Source organism: Phycicoccus sp. M110.8 (assembly GCF_032464895.1).
Classification (GTDB): domain Bacteria; phylum Actinomycetota; class Actinomycetes; order Actinomycetales; family Dermatophilaceae; genus Pedococcus.
In genome coordinates, this window is the sequence record NZ_JAWDIC010000001.1 from 446,810 (window position 1) to 461,070 (window position 14,261).

The following is a 14,261-nucleotide window of genomic DNA, read 5'->3' on the forward strand; positions in this document are numbered from 1 at the left end:
CGTGGTCACCGTCCGCAGCCGGCGCTCCCCCTGGGACGAACCCCGGCCTGCGGACGTCCCACCCGTCGGCCGTCTCGACCGGCTGCTGGTCGGCCTGTTCGCGGTCAGCGTCCTGGTCGAGGGCATCGTCCGGCCGGGTCTGGCCTGGCGCCCTCTCGTGACGGTGCTCGCCCTTGCGCTTGCGCCTGCCCTGCTCTGGCGGCGGCAGCGCCCCCTGGTGGCTGCCCTGGTGGGGTGGGGCGTTGCCGGGCTGCTCTCGGTGCTCGAGCTGGCTGGGCACGGCGGGGAGGTCGGCCTCTACTCGATGATGGCCGTCCTGGTCCTGCTCTACTCCGTCGTGCGGTGGGGCTCGGGGCGGGAAATCGTTGTGGGCACGGCCTTCGTGACGGTCGTCGTCGCGCTGGGGATGTATGCCGCGTCGGCCGGCTGGGCGGAGCTCTTCGGCGGGATCGCGCTCCTGCTGTTCCTCGTCGCCCTCGCGGCCGTGTTCCGCTACCGCGCAGACCTCTGGCAGCGCCAGCAGCGCGAGATCCGCAACCAGGAGCGGGTGGCACTGGCCCGCGAGCTGCACGACACCGTGGCCCACCACGTCTCCGCCATCGCGGTGCAGGCGCAGGCCGGTGGTGTGGTCGCCGGCCTCCAGCCGGAGAAGGCTGCCGAGGTCCTGGCCGCGATCGAGTCCGAGGCGTCGCGGACCCTCGCGGAGATGAGGTCCATGGTGCAGGTGCTGCGCGAGGACGAGGACGTCGACTACGCGCCGCAGCGGGGTGTGGCGGACCTCCCCGCGATGGCGCGGACCGATGCGATGCCCACTGTCGAGGTCTCGCTGGACGGCGCATTGTCTCCGTTGGCACCGACCGTAGACGCCGCGCTTTACCGGCTCGCGCAGGAGTCACTCACCAACTCTCTACGGCACGCCACAGGCGCGACCCGCGTTGCGATCGACATACGCCGGGACGGGAGCGTCGTCCGGCTCCGTGTCAGCGACGACGGGCGGACCGAGCCGGGGGCAGCGCCGGGGCCTGGGTTCGGCCTGCTGGGCATGACCGAGCGTGCCCACCTCCTCGGCGGGTCGCTCTCCGCCGGCCCGAGTCCGGACGGTGGCTGGGTGGTCGAGGCCGTGCTGCCCGCGGAGGCTCCCGCATGAGCATCCGCGTCGTCGTCGCGGACGACCAGGACCTGGTCCGGACGGGCCTGGTGATGATCCTCGGCGCGCAACCCGACATCGAGGTCGTCGGCGAGGCTGCAGACGGGCTCGCAGCGCTCGACCTGGCGACCCGGCTGCGCCCCGACGTCCTCCTGGTCGACATCCGGATGCCCGGCCTCGACGGCGTCGAGGTGACGCGGCGACTCGCCGGACCGGACGTTGCGGATCCGATGGCGGTCGTGGTGATCACCACCTTCGACCTCGACGAGTACGTCCTCGGCGCCCTGCGCGCCGGCGCCCGCGGCTTCCTGCTCAAGGACGCCGGGCCGCAGCTCCTCGTGCAGGCCATTCACGCCGCGGCCAACGGGGACGCGCTGATCGCCCCCAACGTCACCCGCCGGCTGCTCGCGACCTTCGCCGACCAGGCGCCGGCTGTACCGGTCCAGCCCATCGACCCGCTCACCCCGCGCGAGGAGGAGGTGCTCGCACTGGTGGCCCGGGGCCGGACCAACGCCGAGATCGCCACCGAGCTCTTCGTCGGTCTGAGCACGGTCAAGGCCCACGTCGCCTCGCTCATGACCAAGCTCGGTGCCCGCAACCGCGTCGAGATCGCCATGTGGGCCCACGACACCAGACGCGCGAGATCCGAATAGCGCAGTCCGGGGAGCAGCGTCATACGGCCGCGTGGCGGCCTCAGCGTCAGTATCGGGATACCCCAGAGTTGGCGCGCGAAGAGTTGTTACGCCCGCTCGAAGATGAGGTCGAAGTCCTTACGCCAAGTTGATCCCTGATCCTCAGATGCCTCCCAACGACCGGCCACCCGGTGCGGCTCCACGTCAGCGATGAATCGCTGGAACATGTCAGGATCCTCGCGACTCAAGGTCCACTTCGAGTCGTCGAACGTCATGTCAAAGACCCGGCAGACACCCCGCTCGTCGTGATACAGCGCCGTGTACGCGTCCCGCGTGTCACTGCGACCGAGGACCAGGACCATCTCACTCGTGGCGCTTCCGACGTCGCCCTCCATCGTCCAGCGGAAGACCACGAATGCGTCGCCGAGCCACTCGACTGTCGCCGAGCCTGGCACCTCCAGGTCCGCAGGCTCAAGGAACCAAGCATTTCGCATCGTCGTCCGCCACGGACCCATCAGGACACTCAACCGCGCCATGGCCTGGTTGCGCATCGCTCTCCTCAACGTTGACACGGACCGACTGGTGGGTGACCAAGCTGATCGACCAGACATGGTCAGAGCTCTATCTCATGCTCCCGCCGCAATCCGCTCAGTCAAGCAACTGTCGCAAACGTGCGCCATCTCGTCGCCGAGCCGGCGCCGGTCGTGACATCGGTGTCATGCCGATGTACGCACGGCGTCCTTTCCCCGAGGGCCTCGGATACTGGCACCAGCGACGGCCTTCGCCATGGCACGGCGGTGCGGTTGTCAGGACAAAGGTCCTAGACGGAGCCCGGACGGCTTACCAGAATGTCGACTACGCGACGTATGGGGGAATGTCCGTCCCACCCCTCACCAGCGCGCGTAGGACGCCCACGCCCAACAAGCCCGCGTGGGCGTCCGCTCCATGTAGAGATGCAACCTCGCGCGCATTCCGCGACTAGGGCGTGGGTCTTTCCGCGGCGATGGGGCTTGCCCCGGTAGATCCCCAACCATCCGTCAGCTCCAGAGACCTTGGGCCACCAGCGCGACGAAGGGTGGGACGCTCGATCCGATCGTTCCTCGGATGCTCCCGCCACGGGGTTGCCACTTTCCGAGCAGATCGGCGAGTCCCATGGCCAGGCTCGAGAGCAACAGGTACCAGGCGGCCACCAGCATCACCACGAGCCCCGAACCCACGTACTCGTTGTGCAACATCCATACGCCTACGCCGACTGCAGCAGCGCCCAGCAAGTTCCGAGCTCCAATGCAGAAAGCCCGCAATTCAACGTCGCTCCGGTTGGTGAACTCGACGCCCAGGAAGTTTTTGGCCCACGGCCGGTCGAGCAAGAACATCTCGACGGGAGCCACGCAGATCAGAATCACCGCGTCAATGATGAGGACGATCTCGGCCACGCCGTTCATACCTCACCTCCCTCACGCAATGCCAAGACGGGTGAGAGCATCCCTACAAGGGAACCCCCGTGGGGCGTCCAGAGCAAGAGTCCACTCCATGGCAGTGGTTGCCATCGCGAGTGCCCAGCCGCCGGCGACACGATCTCGCGCACGAGTCGTGCGCTTTGCCACCGTCAGTCGCTCTGATCGTCCTCGGGGATGCGTGCGGCGCCGCGCCCAACGCTGGCGATCACGGCGGTCTGGAGGCACAGGGGCCCATCGTCAGCGACGGTTTGTGTTGAAGGCTGGTGCTTCGGCTGCGTTGGCTGACCCGGCGTGCCCTCCGGTGAGTTGCTTGCGGTGTTCGGCGGCGTTGGCTGAGGAGGTGCCGTTGGTGACGGTGCCCCAAGCGGCGAACAGGGTTGCGCCGTAGACGATCTGGGCCTTGGCTCGGTCCCGATCGGCCAACCTGCCTTCCTGTGCGAGTGTCGCGCCGGTCGCTTGGCGGACAGGCGATGCCTGGACCGGGCCGGTGCTCAGGACCGCCGGCAGCACGGCGGCGGCGAGGATGCAGAGCCCGCGGGCGTGGGTGGGGTGGCTGAGTTCCATGACATGCACCTTCTTCGGTGGGGTGCTCGAGGCAGCGGCCAGCGTGCCGTCGAGCGTGGCGGACGGTCGAAACATGGGTGGGGTGGCGTTCAGGCGCAGGGCCGGATCGGCAGCGGCCCGGGGGTGGGCTCTCCATGGAGCAGGCCGGGCCGTAGCGCGCGGTTCAAGTTCGGATTGAACGGGTTGGTTCACGGTCCCGTGCCGGTGGGCTGGGAGCGCCAGGCGACTGGACCAGATTCACCTGGCGGTCCTGCCGCGGTGGCGGGAACCATGGTGGTGAGGTGGCCGTCCTGGCTGACCTCGACGAGGACCCTGCGCTCCGGGTCCAGGGTGGACACGACAAGCCGTCCACTCGGCGACACGTCCATCCACGGTCGCAGGTCGCTGGTGCAGTAGCACGTCCCTACTTGAGCGACCTGATGGAGGTCTTGGCCGTCGGCGCGGATCGAGTCCACCGAGATCGCGCCGGCCGCGTCCGGGTTCCACTGCTTTTCCCTCCACCGCAGGTAGGAGAAGTGCGTGCCGTCCTGTGACCACCGGGGGTCGCCGAGGGAATAGTGCCTCCACTTGAAGATGACCTCGGGGTGCTCGCCCGACAGCTCGACGGTCATGACGGCCCCTTCGCCCTCTGCTATGCCGGTCAGGGCGACAAGGCCGGCTGCGTTCACGTGCAGTCCTGTCACGGACCAGCCCGCCGGCAGCGCGACGGCGCTCGCCGGGCCGCCGTTCACGGGAACACGTACCAGTCCATGGGGCGAGGCTGTGACCAGCTGCTTGGAGTCCGGTGACCACGCCACCGGGCACGAGGGCTGACGGCACGGCCCGAGCTTGCGGTCGGCGCCGGTGGTGACGTCGAGGAGGTTCAGCACGCCCCCGGCGCTGAAGGCGAGGGTCGAGCCGTCCGGGGAGAACGCCATCGGCGTCGGTACGTCGGACTTGATCTTGGCGGTCAGGGTGGGCAGTGACCCACCGACCACGCTCAGGCCGCTGCGGCCGTTCTGGAACACCAGCCACTCCACCCTGGCCGGCGGCCTCGGGGTGGCCGGCAGGGCCTGCCGGCGTGGCCACGGGGCGGTGACGACTATCAGGACGATCGCGGCGGCGGCGGCCGCAGCCACGATCCACCCGACCCGGCCGCGAGTCCGGTCACGGCGCAGGTCGCGCAGTCGGGCCTCCACGTCGAGGGTGCGCTCGGTGTCGGCCCACAGGTCTGCCGCTGCGCTGCGTCCCAGCTCTTCCAGGCTCATGACTCCACCTCCACCGCGAGCCCCATGGACCGCGCGAGCGTCTGCCGAGCCCGGCTCAGGTGCACCTTGACGCTGCCCTCGGAGATTTCCAGGGTGCGGGCCACGTCAGCGACCGACAGGTCGAATACGTAGTGCAATGCCACTACCTGCCTCTGCCGTCGCGGAAGCGTCCGCACCAGGTGCCAGAACTCGTCCGGGCCGCCCAGCTTCTCTACGGTCTGCGGAGCCCCAGAGCGCCGGAACGCCCGCGCCTCGGACAGGTGACGACGGAACTGCGACACCGCGAGGTTCGTGCAGGCACGCCGTACGTATGCCTCCGGGTGCGCCAGCTCGCGGATGGTCAACCAGCGGCGGTAGGCGACCATCATGGCCTCCTGCGCCACGTCTTCGGCCAATCCGGGCGGCGCCAGCGCCCGGGCCAAGACCACCAGGCCGGGAAGCTCGGCACGGTAGAAGTCCTCGAACGAGCGGCCTCGACCCGATGTGAAGGCCGACGAGAGCCCCCCACCCGGCTTCGGCGGCCGGGCGCCGACCCACGGCGCCTTCGTCATGCCCACTGATCGCCTCAGGCACAACGTCGGGTTGACACCCGCGCAAACATTTCGGGCCGACTGCCCACCCAACCACGGTCCCAAGACAGCCAAACCAGCGGATCCACCGCAGGTTCGAGATCAGCCAGCACGTCGCGAACCTCGAATCAGGGTCGAACCGGGACGACGAGCCGACCAAGCGAGGCGCGACACACCCCGCGACGCGGAGATTTGTCCTTGCTGGCGCCGCCCCGCCAAGCTCAGAGCCGAGCCGAGCCGAGCCGAGCGGATCGTGCACCCCGCGGGCGCGCCCTCACCGGGTCCTCCGGGAACCTGAGGTGGTGCGTCACAACGTCGCTTGGGCCTGACTGTGACGCGGGTTACCGAGGGATCCGGGGTGTTCCGTCTTCGTCGCAAGCTCTCTGCTTCCGAAGAATCTCGGACGTTGTCACTGTCCCGTTGGCTGGTCCGGGAGGGCTACAGCGCGTGGGTTGCGGTCAGGATTGCCTTGGTAAGCTCGTCGGGCTGGCTGAGTGCGAGCAGATGCCCGCCGGGAATGATCACGGGGTCGGCGCGTAGGCGTTCGCGGGCGAGGTGCTGCTGGAACTCGAGGGGGAAGAAGCGGTCGTCCCGCCCGGCTATGACCGTGGTGGACTCGGGCCACGCCGAAAAGGTGCACGGGTCCCGGAACGGGCGAGGTGACTGCTCACCTTTGGGTGTGGCGGTGGCCAGGACCTCCGGCGGCACGTCATGGAGAAGGTAGGTACCGGGGTCGAAGTCCGTGGGATAGCCCTGGCGTGAGGCGTTGGCGCTGCGGGCTTCGACGGCGCCGGTGTTGCCCCACCACGCCGCTGGCGTCTCGCCGGGGCTCGGGGTCATCGGGTTGACGAGAACGACCGCGACGGCCTGCAGGGCGTCCAGCACCAAGGCTGCGGTGAAGGCACCCATGGAGGCCGCGACGACGACCCCCTCTCGGGCTGCCCCGGCAGCGTCGAGGACCGCCTGGGCGTAGTCCGGCAGACCCTTGCTGTCGTCGTCGGCGGGTAGCTCCACAGCGATCGCGTCAGCCCCGGCGGCGGCCAGGCGCGCGGTGACGAGGTGCCAGTACCAGGCGCGTCCGCCGGCGCCGGGGATGAGAACGTATGCCACGGGGACTCCAACGTCGTTGCTCGACCCACCATCGCACGCGGCGATGGACCGGTCGACAGGGTTTTCAGTCGGGCTGCCGACCCGCCTTCGGGGCGGCACGAGGGCGAGGCTCGACGTGCGTCACGGCGACAGGTGGTCATCCTCCCGACCCGGTGGGAGAGCCTGTTCGGGACAGCGGACGCGGCAGCCTCGCTCTCGTCATTTGCCGCCCAGCGCCCGCTCAGAGCTCAGAGCCCGTCGAAGACGTCGGTCAGGGGTGGGTGCGGGCCGGTTGGTGGGGGCCAGACCAGGGTGGCCCATTCGCGGCTGACGATCCGGGCGAGCCGTTGCTCGTCGACGGGGTCGTCGGCCATGACGTGGAGCTGACTGCGATGCTCGAGGATGCCGGCGACGATGCGTGGGGCGACGGTCCGGCAATCGACGACGAGGTGGACCTTGTCGTCCGGGACGCCACGGCCGTGGTAGACCTCGGTGGGGTCGAAGACCGGCAGGTTCAGTGCCCTGCGCTGGTGTTGCCAGCGGTCGAAGACGGACTGCGGCAGGACGTGGTGCAGCAGGCGGCGGAAGCCGGGGCCGGCCCCGCGGGCCAGGGCGAAGGCGGCGTCCGTGCAGGCGCCGACCGTGATGTGGTCGGGGTGTCCGGTGATGCCGTCCGGCCCGAAGCCCGCGACCACCACCGGCTTCTCCTCGGCCAGGATCTCGGCGATGCGGGCGGTCAGCTCGTCGGCGGGGACCTCGCTCAGTCCTCCGTCGGGGTAGTCCAGCCACTCGTGCCGGTCCGGTGGGCGCCCCACGGCGCGCCATGCCGCTTCGCTCTCGGCCTGACGGATCGCGCCGAGGGTGTCCCGGGTCGCCGGGAAGCCGGGGCGGATGTCGCCGGCCTCCCCGCGGGTGGCGTGGACGAGGACGAACCGGAACCCGGCATCCTCGGTGTGCAGGGCCACGGTCCCGGCCCAGCTGAACGCCTCGTCATCCGGGTGGGCGACGACGACGGCGAACACCCGGCTCGTGGTCAGCGGAGCACCTCCAGTGCGCGAGCCAAATCAGCCCGCTGCCCCCTGACGACAACCTCGCGTGGCTGGCTGAGGGCCGCCGGCTCGGTCGACACGTCCCCGTCGACGAGGAGGAGGTCCGCGACGTGGTCGGTGGCCAGTCGGCCAGTGACTCCGCCGAGAGAGCAGGCCTCGGCCGCCACCGACGTCGCGGCCGCGAGGGCCGCCGCGGTGTCGTACCCGGCCTCGACCATCTCGCCCACCGTCCGCCACACGTTGCCGTGCTTCTTCGCCGGGGCCATCCCCGAGTCGACCCCGCTGACGATCCGGACGCCGTGCTCGCGCAGCTGCCCCAGCTGTGTGATCCTGCGGGCGTACAGCTCGTCGAATGTGCTGACGCCGAACCCCGCCATGAGGGCCGCGAGGTGCGGGGGCGGAGCAGGCATCAGCGCATGCAGGGAGCGGTCGTTGCCCATCGTCAGGTCGACGAACGTGCCCCGGCGAGCCGCGTCCGCGAGGACCTGATCGTCCAGGTGCGCGTCCATCCCGACCGCCAGGCCGGTGAAGTGCTCGATCCCGTCGACCCCCGCCGACAGCGCGTACTCCATCGCCAGGAGCGAGTGGGCGTGGGCGACCAGGGGCAGACCGGCACGGTGCGCCTCATCCGTCAGAGCCGACAGCTGGTCCGCGGTGAACTGGGCACCTAGCTGGTCGGAGTCCGGGGTGGCGAAGCCGCCGGACGCCATCACCTTGACGACGTCGACACCTCTCTCCGCCCGCTCCACGACAGCCGCGCGAAGGTCGCTCTCCGTCGTACCCCGAACGGCACCCCCGAGGAAGTGGCAGTGGCCCGCCGGGATGGTGATCGGCGGCCCGGCCACCACGACCCGGGGCAGCCCCGGGACCTCACGGAACGCCAGCGTCCGGTACCCGACGTCGCCCAGGTCCCGCACCGTCGTGACTCCCGAGGCGAGGTGTGCCCGTAGGGAGGCGAGAACGACGGCGTCGACCTCCTCGCCGGTCATCACCCCCGCACGCTCCAGGCCGCCCATCGTGCAGTCCGCCACGAGGTGGGTGTGGCAGTCGATGAGGCCGGGCAGCAAAGTTCCCCAGTGCTCCTCGACCCCCACCCCGGTCGGGACGACGTAGTCGAACGGCTCCACCGCCACGATCCGCCCCGCCTCCACCAGCACGGTCGCTCCGCCCGGCAGGAACCGCTCACCGTCGAAGGCGTGCACCGCGCGCACAGCGAACATGCGCCCATCGTCCTCCCGTGAACCGGCGGTGGCCAGAGCCTTCTGTCCACGCCACGGCCCCCCGGGGCTGCAAGATGCCGCAGTCACTCACACCCGTTTCCAAGCGCGCATGAGGGAGCCCACAACCCATTGCACTCAGCCGCGCGTCAGCGCACCTCTTCCTGCCGGGAGTGGATACCGACGAGGCGCGCCATATAGAAGCCGGCGGCACGGAGCACCCAGAGGAGGAGCAGCACCCAGACTCCGGCGTGCCCCACCAGTTCTTCGTAGTGATTCCGACAACGAGACCCAAGACGCCCACCCCGAGGACGAGCGGGTAGGAGAGGCGTCGCCCCAAGAGCCGAGTGGTCCCCGGAGACTAGGACCCGGCGACCTCGAGAATCGCAAATTCCCGTGGGACGGACGCGTCCTTCCGCCGCTTGACGGCGCTATGCCTGCTGATCAGGGCTCCAGCAGTTTGACCACAGACTCTCGACCAAACTTGACCAAGCTCCTGCTCAGACGCCCCGGCTGTCTCGCACCCGAGGAGGTGCCGCTCTTGTTGTGGACAGCCTGCGTCTACGACGCAGGGTGATGGTCTCGGATCTTCAGACAGGCTTCCGGGCGCCGGCCACGAGGCGTGCAGTAAGAAACCAGACGACTGTCCAGGCAATCGCTGCGACGCCCCACACGCGGCCGCCGCTCGACGGAACTTCGGGGTTGATGATCGACGCCACCCCGAACAGAAGCACAGCGACGGCCACGGACAGCGCCGAGATGCTTCGGTGGTTCGTGCGCTGAGTGGCTGCCAAGAGTGCGATCACGCCTGAAGCCAGCAGCATCGCTGTGACGACGGACCAGTGAGAAGGGACGAACGCGAACGAGTCGCGTGGTGGGAGGTCGTCTCGCCCGTGAGCTGCGTTCACTGCGGCGGCCGCCCACGCCGGCACGACGAGCACGAGCGCACAGCCCAGCATCCAACGACTGCCGCCCGCGCCCCACCCCCCTCGACGGAGGAGGAGGCTCCTCCGATTCGGGTGAAGAGCCCACAGGAGAGCAAGGGGCACAACCACGCCCAGGGCACCCATGACCCCGACGACCTCGGCGGTCGACACGGACGCGAACAGAAGTGCCAGGGCGAAGATCACCAGCTGGGCAAACGCCATGGCAGCGTCCGGGCCCCCGCGTGCCAGACGGGCGAAGGCCGGGCAGAGGAGGACTAAGCCGAGCACACCGAAGACCACGTCGCTCATTGCCGAACTCGTGGCTGCCCCCTCCCCCGCCGGCATGAGCCCCCCGACCAGGTCCAGCAACGCCAAGGACGGCACGCAGAACACGAACGCGCAGAGTGCCGCCACCCACTGAAAGGGCCGCCCGCGAACACGCATCAGAGGGAGAAGCCGCCGTCGCCAAGGTCATGGGGCGACGTCACATTCGGTGGGCGGTCACCGATCGTGGATCCACTGATGCTGTGCCGGCGATCCCACAACCACGCCCCAACCACAAGCAGCAGTAACACGATGCCCGCGATGCTCCAGAAACACATGGCAGGTCCCTTCCGCCACCCATGCGCCCGCTCCTTCCCCATCGTCCCACCGCCTCGACCGGCTGCCGACGATGTTCCATCGAGGTGCGAGCGGGCGCGCCCCGCGCTCGACCCTAGAGCTGGATGCGCCAGATCTCGCCATCCAGGGTGGTGACGTAACCGCTCCTTCCGATGAGCTCCAGCGACGTCGGACGGTCGAGCGCCGTGGCCACCGGTCGCATCGACCCGTCAGGCGCGACTTGCTGCAGGGTACCGGTGTCCGGCAGCGCCGGTGAGCCCGCCGGATCCCCGGAGTAGTCACCCTGGGACAACGCGTAAAGGCGATGTCCGGACCGTTCGACATCGACAAGAAGCGGAGCCCCCGAGGCGACGACCGACGCGGGATCCGTCTGACTGCGGAAGGCGAGCACGCGACCGTCCTGGGGCTGGTGCGGGACCGGCCCGGCCTGCGCCATCAGGATGGTGCCGCCCTGTCGTTCCAAACCGGTAGGCACCACGTTGGGGAAGGCCCGGTACTCGGTTACGGTCCCGTCGAGGCGGACATCCAGGAGGCGGTTGTGGTGCCCGTCGGTCACCAGGAAGCCGCCCCTCCACGGCTCCATGGCGTACAGCACCCCGGTGGGGACGTCGAACGGTGTAGCGGGTGGATGCGTCAGCGCCCATGCGCCGATGTCGGCAACCAGTACCGGCGGGCGCCCCGGCGTGATCCGGTACAGGCCGTCAGCGGAGGAGCCTCCCACCAACGGGTCCACCAGGGTGACGATCGCGTAGGCCGTGCCATCGAGGAACGCGACGTCCATCGCACCACCGATGCCGATGGCGGGATTCATGACAGGCAGGCCGCTGGCGAACGTCGAGACCGCCCCACTGTGCGGGTCGACCCGGGTCACCCTGCCGACAGCGCTCTCGGTGACGTAGAGCATGCCGTCGGGGCCAACGGTGCTGCCGAAGCCGTTGCTCAGCCCGGAGGTGAGGAGGGACCGCGCTCCGCGGTGCTCCGTGGTTTGGGTGGTCCCCCCGAAAGCTGGTCCGGCCGCGGCCGACAGCACAGCGAGCCCGGCGGCCAGAGCAACAAGAAGTCGTCGTGCAGTCATTGCTCCTCCAACAGATCAGTGCGGATGTCTGTGTGAGTCGCGGCCAGTGACCGCGAGGGCCCTGCACTCCAACCGGCCACACTAGCCATGGCCGTTTCCGAGCGCCTCGGGCAACAGTCGTACTCCCCTGGTGGCCCGCTGCGGGGCCACAGCTGCCCAACCTGCTGTCGTGAGCCACTGACCACGCTCAGGGCCGAAGTCCGCTGGTGCCGTGAACTCCTGCACGACCGCCTCCGCCAGCCACAGCACGGAACCCCCGCCCGAACACGACGACAGTGAGGACTGCCAGCGCTGGCACGCCTCAGTGCACAGTGCGGACGGCAACGCCCCTGGCATGAGCGGCTCCTACGGCGGCGGCGCATGATCGGAGTGCTTCGGCTCTGGCTCTGTGGCTTGAGAGCTGAGAGCCGGCAAGGGACGCGCCGGCGAGGGCGCGTCCTTCCGCCGCCTGTAGGCGGACCGATGCGTGGCGAAAGGCGATCAGACACCGTGACCGCTCACCTTCGGGCCCGTGCCATTGCGCTCGGCGAGTTCGGTTCCGAGGGGATCCGTGAGGCTCGGGGGCCGGCCGCCATGGCTCTCGGCCCGTCCTCGCCTCAGAGGTCGAACGGCACGCCCGTGAGCTCCTCGCTGACGGTCCACAGTCGACGGGCGAGGTCCGGGTCGGTCGCCAGCGAGCTGAGCTTCGCTGGGCCCACCTTGCCGCGGACCTCGCCGGGCCCTTGGGGCCCGCTGTACGAGCCCGGGGCTGCTGCAGTCGCGGCATACAGGATCGCTTCGGCTCCGCCCTCGGATCCCGGGAGCACGAGGCGCATGAGGGGCGGTGCGAAGGTGCGTACGATCCACCGCGCACCCATGCCGTCGCGACTCGCGACGAGGTTGGTGACGGCCACCCCCGGGTGGGCCGCTGTCGACGTCAGTGGCGACCCCGCGGCCGTGGCCCGGCGGTGGAGCTCCAGGGCGAACAGGAGGTTGGCCAGCTTCGTGCGACCGTACGAGACCCTCGGGTCGTAGTTTTCCGGAGGGTTGCCGTCGACGACCCGGGCGTCACCCTGGTGGTGTGCCAGCGAGGCCACGGTCGTCACTCGCGGCGAGGGAGCCGCCAGCAGTGCGGGCAGCAGCCGGGCCGTCAGCGCGAAGTGCCCGAGATGGTTCGTCCCGAACTGGAGCTCGTACCCGTCCACGGTGGTCCGGCGCGTCGGGGGCGCCATCACGCCGGCGTTGTTCACGAGCAGGTCGACCGGGCCGTCGATCCGCGCTGCGAACTCGCGCACCGACTCCTGGGACGCCAGGTCCAGAGCTACGACGGCGGTGCTGCCGTTGATCCTTGCGGCGGCCGCGCGGCCCGCGTCGAGGTTGCGGACCGCGAGGATGACGTGAGCGCCGTGTTCGGCCAGGGTCCGGGCTTCCACGAACCCGATTCCGGAGTTGGCGCCGGTGACGATGGCGGTCGTACCGCTCAGGTCGGCGATCTCGGTGGGCTTCCAAGCCATGGTCCACTCCTGCGGGTCGTCGGCGCCCGCGCGTGATCGCCGGCCCCAGCAGCGTATGCCGGGCGGTGGTCAGGGCTCGTCGCCACCTCCCGAAGGCATGTGGTGTGGACCCGTTCACCACCACCGGCCTGCCCGCTCACGAGGCGTCGGTGGAGACGCTTCAGGCGGGGAACACGCCGCTGGAGAGGTAGCGGTCGCCGCGGTCGCAGACCACGAAGACGATCGTCGCCCCCTCGACCTCCTTGGCAACCTGCAGGGCGGTCCAGCACGCGCCGGCCGCGGAGATGCCGCCGAAGATGCCCTCCTCGCGGGCCAGCCGGCGGGCCATCTCCTCGGCGTCGGCCTGGGTGACCTCCACGGTCCGGTCCACCGCCGACGGGTCGAAGATCTTCGGCACGTACTCCGGTGGCCAGGCGCGGATCCCGGGGATCTTCGATCCCTCCGCGGGCTGCGCCCCGACGATCTGGACGCCGGGGTTGCGCGACTTCAGGAACCGCGAGACCCCGGTGATCGTGCCGGTCGTGCCCATCGCGGATACGAAGTGCGTGATCCGGCCCTCGGTCTGCTGCCACAGCTCTGGGCCGGTGCCCTGCTCGTGGGCGCGCGGGTTGTCCGGGTTGCCGAACTGGTCCAGGACCCGGCCGCGGCCCTCCCGCTCCATCCGCGTCACGACGTCGCGGGCCTCCTCCATGCCGCCCTCTGCCGAGGTGAGGACCAGCTCGGCTCCGTACGCCTTCATCGTCTGGATCCGCTCGGTGGAGGCGTCCTCGGGCATCACGATGACCAGCGGGTAGCCGCTGATCGCCGCCGCCATCGCCAAGCCGATCCCGGTGTTCCCGGACGTGGCTTCCAGCAGGGTGTCGCCGGGAGAGATCTCCCCTCGCGCCTCGGCGCCGCGGATCATGCTGATCGCCGGTCGGTCCTTCACCGAGCCGGCCGGGTTGTTCCCTTCCAGCTTGGCGAGCAGCACGTTGCCGCGGCGTTCGTTCTCCGGCCCCGGCAGGCGCTGCAGACGCACCAGCGGGGTACCGCCGATGACGTCCTCCATCGTGGGGTATGCCGGGGGGTTGCTCACCCGCCGGAGTCTATGGCGGCGGTCGCCCAAGACTCGCAGCGGCCTCATCGACCTCCACCCATCGCTCGAGCACGAGGAGGCCCGAGTGGACGACGTCGGT

The 14,261-nt window shown here is 69.8% G+C and carries 14 protein-coding genes; 2 read left to right on the forward strand and 12 right to left on the reverse strand.

Annotated features, from left to right (window positions below; translation table 11 throughout):
• Position 1 precedes the first annotated feature (1 nt).
• Together RKE38_RS02160 and RKE38_RS02165 are read left to right on the forward strand one after the other, a co-directional pair.
• A complete protein-coding gene (locus tag RKE38_RS02160) occupies positions 2-1,147 on the forward strand; it encodes a sensor histidine kinase (protein ID WP_316005812.1) in 1,146 nt (381 codons plus the stop codon).
• Positions 1,144-1,800, forward strand: coding sequence for a response regulator transcription factor (locus RKE38_RS02165; protein ID WP_316005813.1), 657 nt, complete (start codon positions 1,144-1,146; stop codon positions 1,798-1,800). The genes RKE38_RS02160 and RKE38_RS02165 overlap by 4 nt, the downstream gene beginning before the upstream one ends.
• A gap of 86 nt (positions 1,801-1,886) precedes the next feature.
• Here RKE38_RS02165 and RKE38_RS02170 read toward each other — a convergent pair whose 3' ends face one another.
• From RKE38_RS02170 to cysM, 12 genes are all read right to left on the reverse strand, one after another.
• Positions 1,887-2,330, reverse strand: coding sequence for a hypothetical protein (locus RKE38_RS02170; RefSeq protein ID WP_316005814.1), 444 nt, complete (start codon positions 2,328-2,330; stop codon positions 1,887-1,889).
• 486 nt (positions 2,331-2,816) lie between these two features.
• Positions 2,817-3,221, reverse strand: a complete 405-nt coding sequence (locus RKE38_RS02175; RefSeq protein WP_316005815.1) for a DUF1304 family protein — start codon at positions 3,219-3,221, stop codon at positions 2,817-2,819.
• Positions 3,222-3,473: 252 nt separating this feature from the next.
• On the reverse strand, positions 3,474-3,800 hold the full coding sequence (locus tag RKE38_RS02180; RefSeq protein ID WP_316005816.1) for a hypothetical protein: 327 nt from the start codon (positions 3,798-3,800) through the stop codon (positions 3,474-3,476).
• Positions 3,801-3,988: 188 nt separating this feature from the next.
• The gene (locus tag RKE38_RS02185) at positions 3,989-5,047 is read right to left on the reverse strand and encodes a hypothetical protein (RefSeq protein WP_316005817.1); all 1,059 of its coding nucleotides are present in this window, start codon (positions 5,045-5,047) and stop codon (positions 3,989-3,991) included.
• Entirely contained in the window at positions 5,044-5,598 is a 555-nt protein-coding gene (locus RKE38_RS02190; RefSeq protein ID WP_316005818.1) for an RNA polymerase sigma factor, read from the reverse strand. Before RKE38_RS02190 ends, RKE38_RS02185 begins: the two co-directional genes overlap by 4 nt.
• Positions 5,599-6,054: 456 nt before the next feature.
• Entirely contained in the window at positions 6,055-6,726 is a 672-nt protein-coding gene (locus RKE38_RS02195; protein ID WP_316005819.1) for an alpha/beta hydrolase, read from the reverse strand.
• A 227-nt stretch (positions 6,727-6,953) separates the two neighbouring features.
• Positions 6,954-7,727, reverse strand: a complete 774-nt coding sequence (locus tag RKE38_RS02200) for a PIG-L family deacetylase (RefSeq protein WP_316005820.1) — start codon at positions 7,725-7,727, stop codon at positions 6,954-6,956.
• 11 nt (positions 7,728-7,738) lie between these two features.
• Positions 7,739-8,974 (reverse strand): amidohydrolase family protein, encoded by a 1,236-nt coding sequence (locus RKE38_RS02205; protein ID WP_316005821.1) that lies wholly within the window; start codon positions 8,972-8,974, stop codon positions 7,739-7,741.
• 587 nt (positions 8,975-9,561) lie between these two features.
• Positions 9,562-10,206 (reverse strand): hypothetical protein, encoded by a 645-nt coding sequence (locus RKE38_RS02210; RefSeq protein ID WP_316005822.1) that lies wholly within the window; start codon positions 10,204-10,206, stop codon positions 9,562-9,564.
• A 406-nt stretch (positions 10,207-10,612) separates the two neighbouring features.
• Positions 10,613-11,593 (reverse strand): ScyD/ScyE family protein, encoded by a 981-nt coding sequence (locus tag RKE38_RS02215; RefSeq protein WP_316005823.1) that lies wholly within the window; start codon positions 11,591-11,593, stop codon positions 10,613-10,615.
• A 596-nt stretch (positions 11,594-12,189) separates the two neighbouring features.
• Entirely contained in the window at positions 12,190-13,086 is an 897-nt protein-coding gene (locus RKE38_RS02220) for an oxidoreductase (RefSeq protein ID WP_316005824.1), read from the reverse strand.
• A gap of 160 nt (positions 13,087-13,246) precedes the next feature.
• Complete coding sequence (cysM, locus tag RKE38_RS02225) at positions 13,247-14,134, reverse strand: cysteine synthase CysM (protein ID WP_410055445.1); 888 nt, start codon at positions 14,132-14,134, stop codon at positions 13,247-13,249.
• Positions 14,135-14,261 lie beyond the last annotated feature (127 nt).

What these genes read in the sequence shown, in the direction of transcription:
- RKE38_RS02165 (WP_316005813.1), top strand. Translation starts at nt 1,144, where the DNA reads ATGAGCATCCGCGTCGTCGTCGCGGACGACCAGGACCTGGTCCGGACG.
- RKE38_RS02170 (WP_316005814.1), bottom strand. Translation starts at nt 2,330, where the DNA reads ATGCGCAACCAGGCCATGGCGCGGTTGAGTGTCCTGATGGGTCCGTGG.
- RKE38_RS02175 (WP_316005815.1), bottom strand. Translation starts at nt 3,221, where the DNA reads ATGAACGGCGTGGCCGAGATCGTCCTCATCATTGACGCGGTGATTCTG.
- RKE38_RS02180 (WP_316005816.1), bottom strand. Translation starts at nt 3,800, where the DNA reads ATGGAACTCAGCCACCCCACCCACGCCCGCGGGCTCTGCATCCTCGCC.
- RKE38_RS02185 (WP_316005817.1), bottom strand. Translation starts at nt 5,047, where the DNA reads ATGAGCCTGGAAGAGCTGGGACGCAGCGCAGCGGCAGACCTGTGGGCC.
- RKE38_RS02190 (WP_316005818.1), bottom strand. Translation starts at nt 5,598, where the DNA reads ATGACGAAGGCGCCGTGGGTCGGCGCCCGGCCGCCGAAGCCGGGTGGG.
- RKE38_RS02205 (WP_316005821.1), bottom strand. Translation starts at nt 8,974, where the DNA reads ATGTTCGCTGTGCGCGCGGTGCACGCCTTCGACGGTGAGCGGTTCCTG.
- RKE38_RS02210 (WP_316005822.1), bottom strand. Translation starts at nt 10,206, where the DNA reads ATGAGCGACGTGGTCTTCGGTGTGCTCGGCTTAGTCCTCCTCTGCCCG.
- RKE38_RS02215 (WP_316005823.1), bottom strand. Translation starts at nt 11,593, where the DNA reads ATGACTGCACGACGACTTCTTGTTGCTCTGGCCGCCGGGCTCGCTGTG.
- RKE38_RS02220 (WP_316005824.1), bottom strand. Translation starts at nt 13,086, where the DNA reads ATGGCTTGGAAGCCCACCGAGATCGCCGACCTGAGCGGTACGACCGCC.
- cysM (WP_410055445.1), bottom strand. Translation starts at nt 14,134, where the DNA reads ATGGAGGACGTCATCGGCGGTACCCCGCTGGTGCGTCTGCAGCGCCTG.